Annotated in this window: 15 protein-coding genes and 1 tRNA gene; 8 read left to right on the forward strand and 8 right to left on the reverse strand. The window is 71.9% G+C overall.

The annotated features are described in order from the left end of the window. Positions 1-5 precede the first annotated feature (5 nt). Positions 6-3,509 (forward strand): thiol reductant ABC exporter subunit CydD, encoded by a 3,504-nt coding sequence (gene cydD, locus ACZ64A_RS31705; RefSeq protein WP_469815303.1) that lies wholly within the window; start codon positions 6-8, stop codon positions 3,507-3,509. A 152-nt stretch (positions 3,510-3,661) separates the two neighbouring features. Next, the gene (locus ACZ64A_RS31710) at positions 3,662-4,717 is read left to right on the forward strand and encodes a M23 family metallopeptidase (protein ID WP_469815305.1); all 1,056 of its coding nucleotides are present in this window, start codon (positions 3,662-3,664) and stop codon (positions 4,715-4,717) included. A 269-nt stretch (positions 4,718-4,986) separates the two neighbouring features. Here the strand turns inward: ACZ64A_RS31710 and ACZ64A_RS31715 are convergent, their stop codons facing one another. The 5 genes from ACZ64A_RS31715 to ACZ64A_RS31735 form a co-directional block, all read right to left on the reverse strand. Further along, positions 4,987-5,874, reverse strand: a complete 888-nt coding sequence (locus ACZ64A_RS31715) for a Cof-type HAD-IIB family hydrolase (RefSeq protein ID WP_469815307.1) — start codon at positions 5,872-5,874, stop codon at positions 4,987-4,989. Positions 5,875-5,998: 124 nt separating this feature from the next. After that, entirely contained in the window at positions 5,999-6,910 is a 912-nt protein-coding gene (locus ACZ64A_RS31720) for an LLM class flavin-dependent oxidoreductase (protein ID WP_469815308.1), read from the reverse strand. A gap of 68 nt (positions 6,911-6,978) precedes the next feature. Continuing rightward, positions 6,979-7,542 (reverse strand): RNA 2'-phosphotransferase, encoded by a 564-nt coding sequence (locus tag ACZ64A_RS31725; protein WP_469815310.1) that lies wholly within the window; start codon positions 7,540-7,542, stop codon positions 6,979-6,981. A 163-nt stretch (positions 7,543-7,705) separates the two neighbouring features. Next, positions 7,706-9,463 carry an SDR family oxidoreductase gene (locus ACZ64A_RS31730; RefSeq protein ID WP_469815312.1) on the reverse strand — a complete coding sequence of 586 codons (1,758 nt, stop codon included), beginning with the start codon at positions 9,461-9,463 and terminating at the stop codon, positions 7,706-7,708. Next, on the reverse strand, positions 9,460-10,302 hold the full coding sequence (locus ACZ64A_RS31735) for a M24 family metallopeptidase (protein WP_469815314.1): 843 nt from the start codon (positions 10,300-10,302) through the stop codon (positions 9,460-9,462). Before ACZ64A_RS31735 ends, ACZ64A_RS31730 begins: the two co-directional genes overlap by 4 nt. 273 nt (positions 10,303-10,575) lie before the next feature. On the opposite strand from ACZ64A_RS31735, the gene ACZ64A_RS31740 reads away from it, so the two are divergent. The 6 genes from ACZ64A_RS31740 (at position 10,576) to ACZ64A_RS31765 (ending at position 14,737) form a co-directional block, all read left to right on the forward strand. Then, positions 10,576-11,556: an ABC transporter ATP-binding protein gene (locus ACZ64A_RS31740; protein ID WP_469815461.1), complete on the forward strand. Its 981-nt coding sequence runs from the start codon at positions 10,576-10,578 to the stop codon at positions 11,554-11,556. After that, positions 11,546-12,454 carry an ABC transporter permease subunit gene (locus ACZ64A_RS31745; protein ID WP_469815316.1) on the forward strand — a complete coding sequence of 303 codons (909 nt, stop codon included), beginning with the start codon at positions 11,546-11,548 and terminating at the stop codon, positions 12,452-12,454. Before ACZ64A_RS31740 ends, ACZ64A_RS31745 begins: the two co-directional genes overlap by 11 nt. Continuing rightward, positions 12,451-13,362 (forward strand): ABC transporter ATP-binding protein, encoded by a 912-nt coding sequence (locus tag ACZ64A_RS31750; RefSeq protein WP_469815318.1) that lies wholly within the window; start codon positions 12,451-12,453, stop codon positions 13,360-13,362. The genes ACZ64A_RS31745 and ACZ64A_RS31750 overlap by 4 nt, the downstream gene beginning before the upstream one ends. A gap of 10 nt (positions 13,363-13,372) precedes the next feature. Further along, a complete protein-coding gene (locus ACZ64A_RS31755; RefSeq protein ID WP_361630397.1) occupies positions 13,373-14,092 on the forward strand; it encodes an ABC transporter permease in 720 nt (239 codons plus the stop codon). Beyond that, complete coding sequence (locus tag ACZ64A_RS31760) at positions 14,041-14,388, forward strand: SGM_3592 family protein (protein ID WP_469815462.1); 348 nt, start codon at positions 14,041-14,043, stop codon at positions 14,386-14,388. Before ACZ64A_RS31755 ends, ACZ64A_RS31760 begins: the two co-directional genes overlap by 52 nt. A 262-nt stretch (positions 14,389-14,650) precedes the next feature. Further along, positions 14,651-14,737 (forward strand) — tRNA-Ser (locus ACZ64A_RS31765). Between the two features lie 290 nt (positions 14,738-15,027). Here the strand turns inward: ACZ64A_RS31765 and ACZ64A_RS31770 are convergent. The 3 genes from ACZ64A_RS31770 to pheA form a co-directional block, all read right to left on the reverse strand. Beyond that, positions 15,028-15,825: an HAD family hydrolase gene (locus ACZ64A_RS31770; RefSeq protein WP_469815320.1), complete on the reverse strand. Its 798-nt coding sequence runs from the start codon at positions 15,823-15,825 to the stop codon at positions 15,028-15,030. Next, complete coding sequence (serS, locus tag ACZ64A_RS31775; protein ID WP_469815322.1) at positions 15,822-17,099, reverse strand: serine--tRNA ligase; 1,278 nt, start codon at positions 17,097-17,099, stop codon at positions 15,822-15,824. Before serS ends, ACZ64A_RS31770 begins: the two co-directional genes overlap by 4 nt. Positions 17,100-17,638: 539 nt before the next feature. After that, entirely contained in the window at positions 17,639-18,574 is a 936-nt protein-coding gene (gene pheA, locus ACZ64A_RS31780; protein WP_469815324.1) for a prephenate dehydratase, read from the reverse strand. Positions 18,575-18,611: the final 37 nt, after the last annotated feature.

Below are 18,611 nucleotides of genomic sequence, written 5' to 3' on the forward strand. Positions count from 1 at the left end.
TTCACGTGAAACCAATCGATCCGCGTCTGCTCCGGTACGCCCGGGCCACCCGCCGCTTCCTGCTGGCGGTGGTCGGCCTGGGCGCCCTGGGGGCGGTGCTGGTCATCGCCCAGGCGATGCTCATCGCCGAGACGGTCGTCGGCGCGTTCCAGCACGGCATGCCGGTGCCCGAACTGCGCACCCCCCTGCTGCTGTTGGTCGCCGTCGCCGGCGGCCGCGCCCTGGTCTCCTGGCTCACCGAACTCGCCGCCCACCGGGCGAGCGCGGCGGTGAAGTCGGAGCTGCGCGGCCGGCTGCTGGAGCGGGCCTCCCGGCTCGGGCCGGGCTGGCTCAGCGGTCAGCGGACCGGATCGCTGGTCACGCTCGCCACGCGCGGCATCGACGCGCTGGACGACTACTTCTCGCGCTATCTGCCGCAGCTGGGGCTCGCCGTGGCGGTGCCCGTGGCGGTGTTGGCGCGGATCGTCACCGAGGACTGGGTGTCTGCGGCCATCATCGTCGCCACGCTGCCGCTGATCCCGGTCTTCATGATGCTGATCGGCTGGGCGACCCAGTCCCGGATGGACCGGCAGTGGCGGCTGCTGTCCCGGCTGTCCGGGCACTTCCTCGATGTCGTCGCCGGGCTGCCCACGCTGAAGGTGTTCGGGCGGGCCAAGGCGCAGGCCGACTCGATCCGGCGGATCACCGGTGAGTACCGCCAGGCGACCATGCGGACCCTGCGGATCGCCTTCCTGTCCTCCTTCGCCCTGGAGTTGCTGTCCACGCTGTCCGTGGCCCTGGTCGCGGTCACGATCGGCATGCGGCTCGTCCACGGCGAGATGACGCTCTACGACGGCCTGGTCGTCCTCGTCCTGGCGCCCGAGGCGTATCTGCCGCTGCGGCAGGTGGGCGCCCAGTACCACGCGGCCGCCGAGGGGTTGGCGGCGGCGGAGGAGATCTTCGCCGTACTGGAGACTGCGCTGCCCGATTCGGGCACGCGAGCCGTGCCCGCCGGAAGCATTGCCCTCGACGGTGTCTGCGTGCGCTACCCCGGCCGCTCCGCGGACGCGGTCACGGACGCTTCCTTCACCGTCGCGCCGGGGGAGACGGTCGCCCTGGTCGGCCCCAGCGGGGCGGGCAAGTCCACCCTGCTCGACGTCCTCCTGGGCTTCGTACGGCCGACGGGCGGGCGGGTGCGGATCGGGGGAGCCGATCTCGCCGACCTCGATCTGGAGCAGTGGCTGTCGAGGATCGCCTGGGTGCCGCAACGGCCGCAGCTGTTCGCCGGCACCGTCGCCGACAACGTCCGCCTGGCCCGCCCCGACGCCGGCGACACCGCCGTACGGCAGGCCCTGGCCGATGCCGGGGCGCTGGACTTCGTGGACGCTCTGCCCGACGGGCTCGGCACCCTGCTCGGTGAGGACGGAGCCGGGCTGTCCGCCGGGCAGCGGCAGCGACTCGCGCTGGCCCGGGCGTTCCTCGCCGACCGGCCCGTGCTGCTGCTGGACGAGCCGACGGCCGCACTCGACGGACGGACCGAGGCGGAGGTCGTCGCGGCCGTGCGCCGCCTCGCCGTGGGCCGCACGGTGCTGCTGGTCGTCCACCGGCCGGCGCTGCTCGAGGTCGCGGACCGCATCGTGCGGCTGGAGCACACGGATCACGCGGTGCGGCCGCAGGCCGCCGGGGAACCGGCCGCCCTCGCGGCGAGCTGGGAAGGCGCCCCGCGCGCGGCTGCCGAGGCCGACCCCGCCGGTCCCATGGCGGAGCACACGATGAGCCGGGGGAGCGTGCTCGCCCGGGTCCGCGCGATGTCCGGCGCCCGGCGCGCCAGGCTGCTGCTGGCGCTGCTGCTCGGCAGCCTCGCGCTGGGCAGCGCCGTCGGTCTCATGGCCACCTCCGGCTGGCTGATCTCCCGGGCCGCGCAGCAGCCGCCCGTGCTGTACCTGATGGTGGCCGTGACGGCGACCCGCGCCTTCGGTATCGGCCGTGCGGTGTTCCGGTACGCGGAGCGCCTGGTGTCGCACGACGCGGTGCTGCGGATGCTCGCGGACACCCGGGTCGCGGTCTACCGGCGCCTGGAGCGGCTGGCCCCCGCCGGACTGCGTGCCCGGCGTCGGGGCGACCTGCTGGCCCGGCTCGTCGGTGACGTCGACGCGTTGCAGGACTACTGGCTGCGCTGGCTGCTGCCCGCCGGATCCGCCGCGCTCGTGTCGGCCGCCGCCGTCGGCTTCACCGCCTGGCTGCTGCCCGAGGCCGGTGCGGTCCTCGCCGCCGGTCTCCTCACGGCCGGCGTGGCCGTTCCCGCGCTCACCGGCGCCGTCGCCCGCCGCGCCGAACGCCGGCTGGCGCCCGCCCGCGGGGAGCTGGCCACCCGGGTCACCGACCTGCTCACCGGCACCGCGGAACTCACCGTCGCCGGTGCCCTGCCGGCCCGTACCGCCGAGGCCGCCCGCGCCGACCGGACGCTCACCGCCATCGCCGCCCGCGCCGCCGGCGCCACCGCGCTCGGCGACGGGCTCACCGCGCTGCTGTCCGGGCTGACCGTCGCCGCCTCCGCCCTGACCGGCGCCCAGGCCGTCGCCGCCGGACGGCTCGGCGGCGTCGCGATGGCCGTCGTCGTTCTGACGCCGCTGGCCGCGTTCGAGGCCGTCGCGTCCCTGCCGCTCGCCGTGCAGTACCGGCAGCGGGTACGCCGGAGCGCCGAGCGTGTGTACGACGTGCTGGACAGCCCCGCGCCCGTCGAGGAGCCGGAGCGGCCGCTCACGGCCCCCGCCACGCCGTTCCCGGTCCTCGTGCAGGGCCTGACCGCCCGTCACCCCGGCCAGGACCGGGACGCGCTCACCGGTGTCGACCTCACCCTGAGCCCCGGACGCCGGATCGCCGTGGTCGGCCCCTCCGGGTCCGGCAAGACGACCCTCGCGCAGGTGCTGCTGCGCTTCCTGGATCCGGCGGCCGGCTCGTACACCCTGGCCGGCACGGACGCCCGCGCACTCGACGGCGACGACGTACGCCGTTTCGTCGGGCTCTGTGCCCAGGACGCGCACCTCTTCGACAGCTCGGTGCGCGAGAACCTCCTGCTGGCGAAGAAGGACGCGACCGAGGCCGACCTGCGCGGCGCGCTGGCCCGGGCCCGGCTGCTCACCTGGGCGGACAGCCTGCCCGACGGTCTCGACACGCTGATCGGCGAGCACGGCGCCCGGCTCTCCGGCGGGCAGCGGCAGCGTCTGGCCCTCGCCCGTGCCCTGCTCGCCGACTTCCCCGTTCTCGTCCTGGACGAGCCCGCCGAACACCTGGACCTGCCGACCGCCGACGCCCTCACCGCGGATCTGCTGGCCGCCACCGAGGGCCGTACGACCCTGCTCGTCACACACCGGCTCGCCGGTCTGGAGGCCGTGGACGAGGTGATCGTGCTCGACCGGGGCCGTGTCGTGCAGCGGGGCCCCTATGCCCGGCTGACCGCCGAGGAGGGTCCGCTGCGGCGGATGGCCGCCCGGGAGGCGGAGGCGGAACTGCTGGTGACAGCGCGCTGACGGCCGCGACAGCCTTCAGAGAGCGCCCCGGCACGGGCCCGCCACCCGACACGCCGGAGACCCCCGGTTCCTACCCGTCCGCAGCACACCGCTCCCCCGGTCGTACGACACGGACCGGGCGGCGTGGCCCGTGCCGCGCGAGGATCGCCGGCATGCGCTCATTTCGCCGTCGCCCGCTGCTCGTCGCGACCCTGCTCGGCACGCTGGCGGTGCTCGCGGCGGCTCCCGCCCCTGACGACGGCGGGCCCGGTGACGGCGACGGCGCCGCCGTCAGCGCCGAGGTCGCACGGCTCTACCAGGCCGCGGCCACGGCGACCCAGCACTACGAGCAGGGCCGCCGGGAGGCCGACGCCCAGCGCGTGCGGGCCCTGCGCGCCGAGGCACTCCTGGAGCGGCAGCGGCAGCAGCTGGGGGTGCTGCACCAGGACCTGGGCCGTATCGCACGGGCCCAGTACCGCACCGGCGGCGGGCTGCCGATGACCGCGCGACTGCTCCTGAGCGACCGTCCCGAGGAGGCGTTGCGCGGACAGCACGCCTTCACCCGGGTCCAGGGGACCGTGACCCGCGCGATCGACCGGAACCGGCGGGCCGAGGCCCGGCTGAGCGCCGACGAGGCCCGGGCGGCGGTCACCTGGCAGGCGCTGGAACAGCGCACCGCCGCACTCGCCGAGCTGAAGAAGGGCATCGAGGCGAAGCTCGAGGACGCCCGGACCCGGCTCCAGGGACAGGCCGACGCGTCGGTCGCGGCGGGCAGCTGCCGCGGTGCCGTCCGCCTCGACCAGCCGCCGCTCGACGGCACGCGCGCGTGGGTCGCGCCGGTGGAGACGTACCGGCTGTCGGCGGGCTTCGGCAGCGACGGCTCGCACTGGGCGCACCGGCACACCGGGCAGGACTTCGCGGTGCCGATCGGCACGCCGGTACGGGCGGCGGGCGCGGGACGGGTGGTGCGGGTGGCGTGCGGCGGCGCCTTCGGCATCGAGATCGTGCTCGAGCACCCCGGCGGCTACTACACGCAGTACGGCCATCTGGCCGCCGTCGGCGTCGACGCGGGGCAGCAGGTGCTCGCGGGGCAGTGGATCGGCCAGTCCGGTACGTCCGGCAACTCGACCGGTCCGCATCTGCACTTCGAGGTGCGGATCACGCCCGACATGGGGTCGGCGCTCGACCCGCTGCCCTGGCTGGCCGAACGCGGCGTACCGATCGGCTGACGCCGGGCGCCGCGCGGGCCGGCTGCGGGCCTCGGTCCCGCGCCGGGCAGTCGCGGCTGCCGGGCCAAGTCCCCCGCCGGGCGGTCGTCGCTGCGGGGCTCTCGGTCCCGGGCCGGGCGGTCGCCGTTGCCGGGCCAAGTCCGGCGCCGGGCGGTCGCCGTTGCCGGGCCAAGTCCCCCGCCGGGTGCTCGCCGCTGCCCGGCTCGGTTCCCTGCCCGGTGGTCCCGGCTGCCCGGCTCAGTCGCCGCCCGGTGGTCCCGGTGGCCGGTTCAGCCCCGTTCGGCCAGCAGCTGCTCGATCACGACGGCCACGCCGTCGTCGTTGTTGGCGACCGTCCGGCCCGAGGCCGCGGCGATCACGTCCGGGTGGGCGTTGCCCATGGCGTAGGACCGGCCCGCCCAGGTCAGCATCTCGACGTCGTTCGGCATGTCCCCGAAAGCGACGACCTCCTCGTGCGAGATGCCGCGCTCGGCGCAGCACAGGGCGAGGGTGCTGGCCTTGGAGACGTCCGGACCGCTGATCTCCAGCAGCGCGCTGGGGCTGGACCGGGTGACGTTGGCGCGCTCGCCGATGGCCAGCCGGGCCAGGGTGAGGAAGGCGTCCGGGTCGATCGAGGGGTGGTAGGCGAGGATCTTGAGCACCGGCTCGTCGGGCAGCGGACCGTTCGGTCCGAGCAGCTCCTCGGCGGTCAGCAGGACGTCGGGGATCTCCATGTGCAGCTTCGGGTAATCCGGCTCCTGGTTGAAGCCGTAGGTCTGCTCGATGGCGTACACGGTGCCCGGCGCGGCGTCCCGCAGCAGGCGTACGGCGTCGAGCGCGTTCTCCCGGGCCAGCTCGCGCACCTTCACGAAGCGGTGGGCGCCGGGGCCGCCGTGCAGGTCGACCACGGCGGCGCCGTTGCCGCAGATCGCCAGGCCGTGGCCGTGCACGTGGTCGCTGACCACGTCCATCCAGCGGGCCGGGCGGCCGGTGACGAAGAAGACCTCGATGCCCGCCTCCTCGGCGGCGGCGAGGGCGGCGACTGTGCGCGGTGAGACGGACTTGTCGTCGCGCAGCAGGGTGCCGTCGAGATCGGTGGCGATCAACCGCGGCGGGAGAGCGGAGGCCGGGGTCTCGGGCTGTCGGGTCGCTGAGGTCACCGGGCCATTGTCCCGCATATGCCCGCACGACCGTGCGGCACTGTGCACATCTGAGGGCATCTGAGGGTTTCCCCCATGCCGGGGGCCTTGGCCCTGCCTCCCGCGGCCGAGGTCCCCGATTCCGACGTCAAGGCTCCGCCTCTCAGCCCAGCTGTGCCGGCGCCTCCATGGCGATGTCCTCGAAGACCTTCTCGTCCGCGGCGAAGACCGAGTCCGGGATCGGCCAGTGGAGGACGATCTCGGTGAATCCCAGCTCCCGGTGGCGGCCGGCGAAGTCCACGAAGGCGTCCAGCGACTCCAGCGGGCGGTCGCGGTCCGGGGTGAAGCCGGTGAGCAGGACCTTGTCCATCCCGGACACGTCCCGTCCGATGGCGGCGCACGCCTCGGACAGCTTCTGGATCTGGCCGCGCAGGGCCTGGACCGACTGCTCGGGGGTGCCGTTCTCGTACAGCTTCGGGTCGCCGGTGGTCACCCAGGCCTGCCCGTGGCGGGCGGCGAGCTTCAGCCCACGCGGTCCGGTCGCCGCCACCGCGAAGGGCAGCCGGGGCCGCTGGACACAGCCGGGGATGTTGCGTGCCTCACGCGCCGAGTAGAACGTCCCGTCGTACGTGACCGCTTCCTCCGTGAGGAGCCGGTCCAGCAGCGGCACGAACTCGGCGAACCGGTCGGCGCGCTCCCGCGGTGTCCACGGCTCCTGCCCCTCCTGCAGCAGCGTCGTGGCGTCGAAGCCGTTGCCGCCCGCGCCGATGCCCAGGGTGACCCGGCCACCGGAGATGTCGTCCAGAGAGATCAGCTCCTTGGCGAGGGTCACCGGGTGCCGGAAGTTAGGCGAGGTCACCAGCGTGCCCAGGCGCAGCCGGTCGGTGACCGACGCGGCCGCCGTCAGGGTCGGGATCGCGCCGAACCACGGCCGGTCCCGGAAGCTGCGCCAGGAGAGGTGGTCGTAGGTGTACGCGGTGTGGAAACCCAGCTCCTCGGCCCGCGTCCAGGCCGAACGGCCGCCTTCGTGCCAGCAGCGGTAGGGGAGGATCACGGTGCTCAGGCGCAGACTCATAACCCCCGAGGGTAGGGGCACCCCGTGTTTCACGTGAAACGATCACCGCTGCCCGGCGCCGGCCGCTGTCAGTGCCCCTCGGGAAAGCGCAGGTAGCGGGGCGGTACGGTCCGGGTCAGCCACACTCCGTTGGCGCTGACGTGGAAGACATGACCGTCGCGGTGCATGGCGCCGGCGTCGACCGACAGCACGACGGGCCGGCCACGGCGCGCGCCCACGCGGCCGGCGGTCTCCCGGTCGGCCGAGAGATGCACGTCGTGACGGTTCATCGGCCGCAGTCCCTCGACGCGGATCGTGTCCAGATGCCGCGCGACGGTGCCGTGGTAGAGGTACGGCGGCGGGGTGGCCGGCGGCAGGCCCAGGTCCACGTCGACGCTGTGGCCCTGGCTGGCACGGATCCGGCCGCCCTCGATCGCGAAGCGCCGCTTGTCGTTGACGGCCACGACGTGTTCCAGCTCCTCCCGGGTGATCGGGAAGCCGTGCCGGGCCGCCGCGGCGAGGAGCGTGTCGATCTCGACCCAGCCGCCCGCGTCCAGCACCAGGCCGATGCGGTCCGGCTGGTGCCGTAGATGCTTCGACAGGTACTTCGACACCCGCACGACGCGTCTGTCGTCTGTGTCGTTTTTGTTCATGTCGTCATGATGACGCGAGAGAGCTGGATCACGCACATTTTTTTCGTGCGCAGGTTTGATCCACAACCAAGTGCGGTTATCCACAGGCTATTTGGCCATTCTGTGGACAACCACACGTGCTGCAAACGCTGTTGGCCAACCCTATGCGTAACACGGCCAGTTGCTACGACACAGGTGGCTGCACGCGTGCCAGCGCCCTCAACGCCCCGGGCAGGAAGCGCGACATGGCGTGGAAGAGACGCGCTTCCGGGGTCACCGGCACCACGGCGGCGTTGTTCACCACGGCGTCCAACACCGCGTCAGCAACCTTCTCCGGCGGGTAGTTTCGGGCGCCGTACAGACGCGCCGTGCGCTTCTGCCGTCGCCGTTCCTCCTCCGCGTCCACACCCGCGAAACGGGCCGTGGACGTGATGTTGGTGTTGACGAAGCCCGGGCAGATCGCGCTCACCCCGATGGCCCGCTCGGCGAGTTCGGCCCGCAGGCACTCGCTGAGCATCAGCACGGCGGCCTTGGACGTGCTGTACGCGGGCAGCGCCCGGGACGGCTGGTACGCGGCCGCGGACGCCACATTGACGATGTGACCGCCCTGGCCGCGCTCGGCCATCTGGCGTCCGAAGAGACGGCAACCATGGATGACACCCCACAAGTTGACGCCGAGAACCTTGCCCCAGTCCTCCGGTGTGGTGTCGAAGAAGCTGCCGGACAGCCCGATTCCGGCGTTGTTCACGAGCACGTCGACGACGCCGTACTCGACGGCGACCTTCTGTGCGAGCTTCTCCATCGCCTGCTCGTCGGAGACGTCAACTGCCTCCGCCCAGGCGTCCGGTGCGCCCACCAGCCGGGACATCTCGGCGGTGCGCGCGGCCGCCTCGGCGTCCCGGTCGACGGCGATCACCCGCGCGCCCGCCTCGGCGAACGCGAACGCCGTGGCCCGGCCGATGCCGCTGCCCGCCCCGGTGACCAGGACGAGTTGTCCGCCGAAGCGGTCGGCGTGGCGGCCGTCGGCCCGGACCTGCTGCCGGCCGTTCTCGACGGAGGTGACGAACTCGGTGATCCAGGCGGAGAGTTGGTCGGGCCGAGTCCGCGGGATCCAGTGCTTGGCGGGCAGCGTGCGGCGCGTCAGCTGCGGAACCCACAGTTCCAGGTCGTCGTAGAGCCGCTCGGACAAGAACGCGTCCTGCACCGGCGTGATGAGCTGCACGGGCGCGTGCGCGTACGCGTCCTTGCGGGGTCTGCGCAGCCGGGCGCGGACGTTGTCGCGGTACAGCCACGCACCGTGCGCGGCGTCGGAGGGCAGCGACGCGGTGGGGTAGTCGCCGTCGGGGGTGTGCTCGACGCGCCGCAGGATGCCGGGCCAGGCCTTGCCGAGCGGACCGCGCCAGGCCAGCTCGGGCACCTTCGGTGTGTGCAGCAGGTAGACGTACCAGGACTTGGCGCCCTGGCCGAGGAGCTGACCGACCCGGCGGGGTGTGGGCTTGGTGAGGCGCTTGTTGATCCAGTGGCCGAAGTGGTCCAGGGACGGCCCCGACATGGAGGTGAAGGAGGCGATGCGGCCCTCGGTGCGCTGGACGGTGACGAACTCCCACGACTGGACCGACCCCCAGTCGTGCCCCACCAGGTGCACCGGACGGCCGGGACTGACCGCGTCGGCCACTGCCAGGAAGTCGTCGGTGAGCTTCTCCAGCGTGAACCCGCCGCGCAGCGGCTTCGGCGCGGTGGACCCGCCGTGGCCGCGCACGTCGTACAGCACGACGTGGAAGCGGTCGGCGAGCCGGACGGCCACCTCGGACCAGACCTCCTTGCTGTCCGGATAGCCGTGCACGAGGATCACCGTCGGCCGGTCCGGATCACCCAGTTCGGCCACGCACAGTTCCACGTCTCCGGCGCGTACCCGGCGCTCACGAGCACCCATGACCGTCACTTGTCCTCCGCCCAGCGCCGCACGTGCGGCAGATCGTCGTCCAGCCAGAAGGCGCTCTGCGCGGGATCCTTGGAGTCGGTGACGACCAGGATCTCCTCGAACTTCGCGCCCGTACCCCGAAAGCCCAGATGGGGTTCGACCGCCCACAGGCCCGGCTGCGGCGGATGGTCGGAGAAGCGGTACGGCGACCACAGCGGCGACCAGCCCTCGCGGTGACCGTGCACCGCGTCGGAGAGCAGCCCCTTGAGCGACTGCGTGCCGAAACCGAACAGCCGGGGCGCGAAACGGCGTTCGCGCACCCGGTCCACCTTGTGCGCGATCACGCCGAAGGGGTAGGCGCGGTGCCGGTTGGCGTAACCCTGGCGGACCATGAGCCGGTCCACGTCCTCGTAGATCTCGCGCAGCGACCGCCGCTCGCGCACCTCGCGCAGGATCAGCTCGCGGTGCGCCTGAAGGTCCGCCATCAGCTTGTCCTGCACCGGGTTCGGCCCGAGCGAGCCCGAGTAGCCGATGTCCGCCGTGTACCCCTCGTACGCCGGGGCCATGTCCAGGATGAACGGCATCCCGGGCTCCAGTCGGCGGTCGGTGGGGAAGAACTGCAGCGGCACACGGAAGTTCACGAACGCCGTGCGGTCGCCGAACCAGGCGAACGGCATGTGGAACCAGTCGCGCACCCCGCGGTCCCGGAGCCACTCGCGCTGCATCCGCGCCGCCTCGCGTTCGGTCACTCCCGGTTGCAACCGGGCCGCCACCGCCTCCGCGCATTCGTAGGCCAGGCGCTGCACCCGCTGGAAACCTCGCAGCTCAGCGGAGATCTCGCGGGTCACTGCGGTCGTCATCCCAACGCCTCCAGCGGTCCTCTTCGACTGCGGTACGTGCCCGTAACTTGACCTGAGCGAATCTGGCACTTGTTAGACGCGGAGTCAATAGGTGAGGAGCGGAGCGGAGAAGGGGTGCGCGCGGGGGCGTTTCGTTCACCGGGACGGAAGGGCCGCCCGTAGCCCTCAGGCACCACATCCCCTACGGGCCCGTACGACTGGAGTCTGATACCAGGACGGCTCTGCGGTCTGACGCTTCCCGTGGCCTGCGTCACTAGTGTTCGGGACGTGACTGTGATCGCGACCGAAAGCCTGAGCAAGCGGTTCCCGAGGGTGACCGCGCTCGACCGGCTGTCCGTGGACATCGGGCCCGGTGTGACCGGACTCGTCGGGGCCAACGGCGCCGGCAAGTCCACCCTGATCAAGATCCTGCTGGGTCTGTCCCCGGCGAGCGAGGGCCGCGCCGAGGTGCTCGGCCTCGACGTCGCCACCAAGGGCGCCGCCATCCGTGAACGCGTGGGCTACATGCCGGAACACGACTGCCTGCCGCCCGACGTCTCGGCCACCGAGTTCGTCGTGCACATGGCCCGCATGTCCGGCCTGCCGCCCACCGCGGCCCGCGAGCGCACCGCCGACACCCTGCGCCACGTCGGCCTGTACGAGGAGCGCTACCGCCCCATCGGCGGCTACTCCACGGGCATGAAGCAGCGCGTGAAGCTCGCCCAGGCCCTGGTGCACGACCCGCAGCTGGTCTTCCTCGACGAGCCGACCAACGGTCTCGACCCCGTCGGCCGCGACGAGATGCTCGGCCTGATCCGCCGTGTGCACACCGACTTCGGGATCTCCGTCCTGGTCACCTCCCACCTGCTGGGCGAGCTGGAGCGCACCTGCGACCACGTCGTCGTGGTCGACGGCGGCAAGCTCCTGCGCTCCAGCTCCACCACCGACTTCACCCAGACCACGACCACCCTCGCGATCGAGGTCACCGACAGCGACGAGCACCCCGACGGCACCCGCGCGGTCCGCGAGGCACTGCACGCGCGCGGGGTGACCACCCACGACGACGGCAGCGGCCTGCCCGGCGCCGGCCACACCCTGCTGCTGACCGCGCAGGGCGAGGAGACCTACGACCTGGTCCGGGACGTGGTCGCCGACCTCGGCCTCGGTCTGGTGCGCATGGAACAGCGCCGGCACCACATCTCCGAAGTCTTCACCCACGGCGACGACCACCGCGGCGACGACAGCCGGAAGGAGGCCGTGAGCCATGGCCGTTGAGCACCCCCTCGCCCCGTCGTCCCGGGACCAGTCCCGCATCCACGACATCGGCTACCGCAGCTACGACGGCCCGCGCCTCGGTCGCGCCTACGCCCGCCGCTCGCTGTACACGCAGTCCCTGCGCGGCGCCTACGGCCTCGGCCGATCGGCCAAGTCCAAGGTGCTGCCGATGCTGCTGTTCGTGGTGATGTGCGTGCCCGCCGCCATCATGGTCGCGGTCGCCGTCGCCACCAAGGCCAAGGACCTGCCCGTCGACTACACCCGCTACGCGATCATCATGCAGGCCGTCATCAGCCTGTACGTCGCCTCGCAGGCCCCCCAGTCGGTCTCGCGCGACCTGCGCTTCAAGACCGTCCCGCTGTACTTCTCACGGCCCATCGAGACCGCCGACTACGTCCGCGCGAAGTTCGCCGCGCTGGCCTCCGCGCTGTTCCTGCTCACGGCCACCCCGCTGCTCGTGCTCTACGTCGGCGCCCTGCTCGCCAAGCTGGACTTCGCCGACCAGACCGAGGGATTCGGACAAGGACTCGTCTCCGTGGCACTGCTGTCGCTGCTCTTCGCCGGAATCGGCCTGGTCATCGCCTCCGTCACACCGCGCCGCGGCTTCGGCATCGCCGCCGTGATCGCCGTCCTGACCATCTCCTACGGCGCCGTCTCCGTCGTCCAGGGCATCGCCTACGCGCAGAACAGCACCGGAGCGATCGCCTGGCTGGGCCTGTTCTCGCCGACCACGCTGATCGACGGGGTGCAGTCCGCGTTCCTCGGCGCCCCGTCCGCCTTCCCCGGCGGCGACGGACCCTCCCACGCCCAGGGAGCGATCTACGTCCTCGTCACCCTCGGCCTGATCGCAGCGAGCTACGGGCTGCTGAACCGCCGCTACAAGAAGGTGGGACTGTGACCACACTCAGCCTCGACCACGTCTCCCGCTGGTTCGGCAACGTGGTCGCCGTCAACGACGTCACCATGACCATCGGTCCCGGCGTCACCGGCCTGCTCGGCCCCAACGGCGCCGGGAAGTCCACCCTGATCAACATGATGGGCGGCTTCCTCGCCCCCTCCACCGGCACCGTCACCCTCGACGGGCAGGCCGTGTGGCGCAACGAGCGGATCTACCGGCACATCGGCATCGTCCCCGAGCGCGAGGCGATGTACGACTTCCTCACCGGCCGCGAGTTCGTCGTCGCCAACGCCGAACTGCACGGCCTCGGCGACAAGGAGGCCCAGCGGGCCCTCGCCACCGTCGAGATGGAGTACGCGCAGGACCGCAGGATCGCCACGTACTCCAAGGGCATGCGGCAGCGCGTGAAGATGGCCAGCGCCCTCGTCCACGACCCCTCGCTGCTGCTGCTCGACGAGCCGTTCAACGGCATGGACCCGCGCCAGCGCATGCAGCTGATGGAACTGCTGCGACGCATGGGCGACGAGGGCCGCACCGTGCTGTTCTCCTCACACATCCTCGAGGAGGTCGAGCAGCTCGCCCGGCACATCGAGGTGATCGTCGCCGGACGCCACGCGGCCAGCGGCGACTTCCGCAAGATCCGCCGCCTGATGACCGACCGGCCGCACCGCTACCTCGTGCGCTCCAGCGACGACCGCGCCCTCGCGGCCGCGCTGATCTCCGACCCGTCCACCTCCGGCATCGAGGTCGACCACGCCGAGGGCGCGCTGCGCATCCAGGCCGTCGACTTCGCCCGGTTCACGGCCCTGCTGCCGCGCGTCGCCCAGGCGAACGGCATCCGGCTGCTGACGGTCTCGCCGTCCGACGAGTCGCTCGAGTCCGTGTTCTCTTACCTGGTCGCGGCGTAGGAGGCCGAAGATGTACGACCCCACTGTCGCCCGGCTCACCTATCGGGCCCTGCTCGGCCGCCGCCGGGCCCTCATCCTCGGCGCGCTGCCGCTGCTGCTGATCGTGATCTCCGTCGCCGTGCGCGCCCTCACCGGCGCCGACGACCAGACCGCGTCCGACGTCCTCGGCGGGTTCGCGCTCGCCACGATGGTGCCGATCATCGGCGTCATCGCCGGCACCGGCGCGATCGGCCCCGAGATCGACGACGGCTCGGTCGTGTACCTGCTGTCCAAGCCGCTCAAGCGGCCCACCATCATCGTCACCAAGCTGATCGTCGCGATCGCCGTGACGATGGTCTTCTCCGCCGTGCCGACCCTCGTCGCGGGCCTGATCCTCAACGGCAACGGCCAGCAGATCGCCGTCGCCTACACGGTCGCCGCGCTGGTCTCCTCCATCGCCTACGCCGCCGTGTTCCTGCTGCTGGGCACGGTCTCCCGGCACGCGGTGGTCTTCGGCCTGGTCTACGCCCTGGTCTGGGAGGCGCTGTTCGGCTCCCTGGTGCCGGGCGCACGCACGCTCAGCATCCAGCAGTGGTCCCTGGCCGTGGCCCACAAGGTCGCCGGCGGTGACCTGGTGACCTCCGACGTCGGGCTGACGACGGCGACGGTCCTGCTGATCGCGGTCACCGTCCTGGCCACCTGGTACGCCGGGCAGAAGCTGCGGGCGCTGACACTGGCGGGCGAGGAGTAGGCACAGCCGGCCTTGACGGGGGCTTCACGCCCGCGCGGGCACACTGGGCGAAACGGAAAACGAGGAGCGGGCGGAAGAAGGACGGGAGGACGGGCATGGCAGACGACTGGGACGACCTCGTGCTGAACGAGGACTTCATACGGTCCGCCGAGACCTCCGAGCCGTCCGCCCGCGCCCGTATGCTCGCCGCCCGCTGGCGCCGTGAGGCGCCCGAGCCGCAGCCGTGGCGCTCGGACGAGCCGCCCGCGGGCTGGTTCTTCAGCAAGGTCCGCCGGCGCAGGTGGCGCCGCCGGTAGCGCGCGGGATTAATCGGTGGCGCCCAAGTCGCCGTACCGGCACAGTGGTTGCTGTCCCCACCGCCGGGCGATTGCGTCCGGCGCCGCCGGCTGGGAGAGGAGCGGGGCGATGTCCATGCACGGCAGTACGTCCAGCTCCCGACAGGGCAGCCCGCGGCGGACCACGGTGTAGTTACGCCACCGTCGGGCCCCGCCGCACGGGGAGCTGCCCGGGGCGGCCGCTTCGAGCACGCGATGTCGCTCTCGCGTGGGCCGCCCACCCGGAGGATTGGCCGAGTGGTAAGGCACCGGTTTGCTAAACCGTGGTCGGGTCGGAAGGCCCGCGCACGTTCGATCCGTGCATCCTCCGCGAGACGTTGCCACTGGGGCTGGGGTGGCTGGGCACCGTTGTTCGTGCCGGTGTGTTGTCGGGTGCGGGTGCGTCGATGGCTGGTCGCGCAATTCCCCGCGCCCCCAGGGAAGTGCAGTTCCGTCGGCGGCAAAGCGCCCACGTCTCAGAGGGCAGCAAGTGCAACGTCCCAGGGGCGCGGGGAACTGCGCGACCAGCCCGCCACCACCCGCACCCGGCGACGGAATCAGCCCCCGGGACGGAGTCCGCCCCCGGCGACGGAATCCGCACCCCCGACGGCGCGACCCCCGCTACGGCAGCAACCGCTCCAGGACCACCGCGATGCCGTCCTCCTCGTTGGAGGTCGTCACCTCGTCGGCGACCGCCTTGAGTTCCTCATGCGCGTTGGCCATGGCCACACCCCGCGCCGCCCAGGCGAACATCGGCACGTCGTTCGGCATGTCGCCGAAGGCGATCGTGTCGGCCGCCTTCAGCTTCAGCCGGCGTGCCGCCAGCGACAGCCCCGTCGCCTTGGACAGACCGAGCGGCAGCAGCTCGACGATGCCCGCACCGGCCATGGCGACGCCGACGAAGCCGCCCGCCGCACGCCGGGCCGCCTCGGCCAGCTCGTCGTCCGACAGTTCGGGATGCTGGATGTAGATCTTGTTCAGCGGGGCGCTCCACAGATCGGACGCGTCCGCGAACGGCGTCGCGGGCAGCGAACCCGTGAGCGCGTACCCCGGGCCGACCAGCACCTCGCCGTCCAGGCCGTCACGGCTGGCCGCCAGATAGAGCGGCCCGATCTCCGCCTCGATCTTCGCCAGGGCCACCCCGGCCAGCTGCCGGTCCAGGGTGACCGTGGTCAGCAGGCGGTGCTCCCCGGCGTCGTACACCTGCGCGCCCTGGCCGCACACCGCGAGGCCGCGGTAGCCGAGGTCGTCGAGGATGTGCCGGGTCCAGGGGACCGCGCGGCCGGTGACGACGATGTGGGCCGCGCCCGCCGCGGTGGCCGCGGCGAGCGCGTCACGGGTGCGCTGCGAGATCGACTCGTCGGAGCGCAGCAGCGTTCCGTCGAGGTCGGTGGCGACGAGCCCGTAGGGGAAACTCACTTGGCCACCGGCTCCAGGACCTCCCGGCCGCCCAGGTACGGGCGCAGCACCTCCGGCACCCGGACGGAGCCGTCGGCCAGCTGGTGGTTCTCCAGGATCGCCACGATCGTGCGCGGTACGGCGCACAGCGTGCCGTTGAGCGTGGCCAGCGGGCGGACCTTCTTGTCCTCGCGGACGCGGATGGACAGCCGGCGGGACTGGAACTCGGTGCAGTCCGAGGTGGAGGTCAGCTCGCGGTACTTGCCCTGGGTCGGGATCCACGCCTCGCAGTCGAACTTGCGGGAGGCCGAGGCGCCGAGGTCGGCGGAGGCGACGTCGATCACGCGGAAGGGCAGCTCGAGCGAGGTCAGCCACTGCTTCTCCCACTCCAGCAGGCGCTGGTGCTCGGCCTGCGAGTCCTCGGGGAGGACGTAGGAGAACATCTCGACCTTGTCGAACTGGTGCACGCGGAAGATGCCGCGGGTGTCCTTGCCGTGCGAGCCGGCCTCGCGGCGGAAGCACGGCGAGAAGCCGGCGTAGCGCAGCGGCAGCTGGTCGGCGTCGATGATCTCGTCCATGTGGTACGCCGCCAGCGGCACCTCGGACGTGCCGACCAGGTACAGGTCGTCCTTGTCGAGGTGGTAGACGTCCTGCGCGGCCTGCCCGAGGAAGCCGGTGCCGGCCATGGACTGCGGGCGCACCAGCGCCGGGGTGAGCATCGGCGTGAAGCCGGCGGCGGTGGCCTGGGCCAGCGCGGCGTTCACCAGGGCCAGCTCCAGCAGAGCGCCGACACCGGTGAGGAAGTAGAAGCGGGAGCCGGAGACCTTGGCGCCGCGCTCGGTGTCGATGGCGCCGAGGATCTGGCCGAGCTCCAGGTGGTCCTTGGGTGCGAAGCCCTCGGCACCGAAGTCGCGGATCACGCCGTGCGTCTCGAGGGTGACGAAGTCCTCCTCGCCGCCCACGGGAACCTCGGGGTGGACGAGGTTGCCGAGCCGGAGCAGCAGCTCCTGGGTCTCGGTGTCGGCGGAGTCGCGCTCGGCCTCGGCGGCCTTGACGTCGGCCTTGAGCTGTTCGGCCCGCTTGAGCAGGTCGGCCTTCTCGTCGGCGGTGGCCTTGGGGATCAGCTTGCCGAGCGACTTCTGCTCGTTGCGCAGCTCGTCGAAGCGGACGCCGGAGGACCTGCGCCGCTCGTCGGCAGACAGGAGAGCGTCGACGAGCGCGACGTCCTCTCCACGGGCGCGCTGGGAGGCGCGCACACGGTCGGGGTCCTCACGAAGCAGGCGAAGGTCAATCACGCGGTCAAGGCTACCGGTGCCGGGTGACGGCTCACGACTCACTATTCGCAAGGCGCGCCGAATAGTTCCTTACCGTGCGTTATGGGCGAATTGCGCAATGTGTCCGGCGGGTGCTCGGCGGGCCCGATTCGCTTGCGTGCGGCGGCACTTGGAGCCCGTCCCGTCCACAGGGATCCACAACCCGGGGAAAGTTATCCACAGGGTGTGAGAAAGATCTGTGGACTTCGGAATTGATCACTCCGTGACGGTAAGCGGACCTGAGGATTCCCGGCCTGCAGGTCATTTAGCCGCACTTTCGAGTGGAAAGTGTTCGCTCCAAAGGATTGTTCAAAGGAAACAGGTGGACGAAGTGTGACCCGTGCGCCTGTGGGCGCACTTGGGTCCTGTAGGCCGATTTGTCGACTGAGTGGGGCTTGTCTGTCGACTTGTCCCCAGGTCGAGAAGCCCACCTGTGGATAACTTCTGTGGATAACGAAGATATGCAGGTAGGACCGGCCTGTGCCCTTGGGAAGGGTCGATCCCGCAGGCCCGCGCGTCCCTCAGAACCGCCCGTCCTGGCAGCGCGCCACCCAGTCCGCCGCCGCGACGAACTCCTCGTCCGACGTCCCGAGCAATGGCGGCCGCACGTCCTCGGGGCCGGCCTCGGCCCGCGGGTAGGAGCCGAGGAAACGCACCTGCAGACAGATCCGCTTCAGTCCCATCAGGGCCTCCGCCATCCGCCGGTCGGAGATGTGGCCCTCGGCGTCGATGCAGAAGCAGTAGTTCCCGATGCCGGCGCCGGTCGGCCGGGACTGGAGCAGCATCAGGTTGATGCCCCGGGTGGCGAACTCGCCGAGCAGATCGCGCAGCCCTCCGGGGTGGTCGTCGCGCTGCCACAGCACGACGGAGGTCTTGTCGGCGCCACTCGGAGCGGCGGGCCGGGCAGGGCGTCCCACCAGCACGAACCGCGTCTGCGCGGTCTCCGGGAAGTCGTGGATGCCGGTCTCCAGCGCTTCGAGGCCGTAGCGCGCGGCGGCGAACTCCCCGGCGAAGGCGGCGTCGTAGCGGCCCTCCTGGACCAGGCGGGCGGCGTCCGCGTTGGAGGCGGCCGACTCCCAGTCGGCGTCGGGCAGGTTCGCCCGCAGCCAGTTGCGCACCTGTGACTGGGCCGCCGGGTGGGCGGAGACCGTCTTGATGTCCGAGAGCTTGGTGCCCGGCCGGACCAGCAGCGCGAAGGTGATCGACAGCAGCACCTCGCGGTAGATCATCAGCGGGGCGCCCGCGACCAGCTCGTCCAGCGTCGTCGTGATGCCGCCCTCGACCGAGTTCTCGATCGGCACGAACGCTGCCTCGGCCTCACCGGCCCGCACCGCGTCCAGCGCGGACTGCACCGACACGTACGGGATCAGCTCCCGGGTGGCGGCTTCCGGGAGGGTGCGCAGGGCGACTTCGGTGAAGGTCCCCTCCGGGCCGAGATACGCATAGCTCGCTGGCATGCTCTCACCCTAATGGCCGCAGGACGCCCCGGCTCAG

Source organism: Streptomyces sp. NPDC104814 (assembly GCF_055583185.1).

What these genes read in the sequence shown, in the direction of transcription:
- ACZ64A_RS31710 (WP_469815305.1), top strand. Translation starts at nt 3,662, where the DNA reads ATGCGCTCATTTCGCCGTCGCCCGCTGCTCGTCGCGACCCTGCTCGGC.
- ACZ64A_RS31715 (WP_469815307.1), bottom strand. Translation starts at nt 5,874, where the DNA reads ATGCGGGACAATGGCCCGGTGACCTCAGCGACCCGACAGCCCGAGACC.
- ACZ64A_RS31720 (WP_469815308.1), bottom strand. Translation starts at nt 6,910, where the DNA reads ATGAGTCTGCGCCTGAGCACCGTGATCCTCCCCTACCGCTGCTGGCAC.
- ACZ64A_RS31725 (WP_469815310.1), bottom strand. Translation starts at nt 7,542, where the DNA reads ATGAACAAAAACGACACAGACGACAGACGCGTCGTGCGGGTGTCGAAG.
- ACZ64A_RS31735 (WP_469815314.1), bottom strand. Translation starts at nt 10,302, where the DNA reads ATGACGACCGCAGTGACCCGCGAGATCTCCGCTGAGCTGCGAGGTTTC.
- ACZ64A_RS31745 (WP_469815316.1), top strand. Translation starts at nt 11,546, where the DNA reads ATGGCCGTTGAGCACCCCCTCGCCCCGTCGTCCCGGGACCAGTCCCGC.
- ACZ64A_RS31755 (WP_361630397.1), top strand. Translation starts at nt 13,373, where the DNA reads ATGTACGACCCCACTGTCGCCCGGCTCACCTATCGGGCCCTGCTCGGC.
- pheA (WP_469815324.1), bottom strand. Translation starts at nt 18,574, where the DNA reads ATGCCAGCGAGCTATGCGTATCTCGGCCCGGAGGGGACCTTCACCGAA.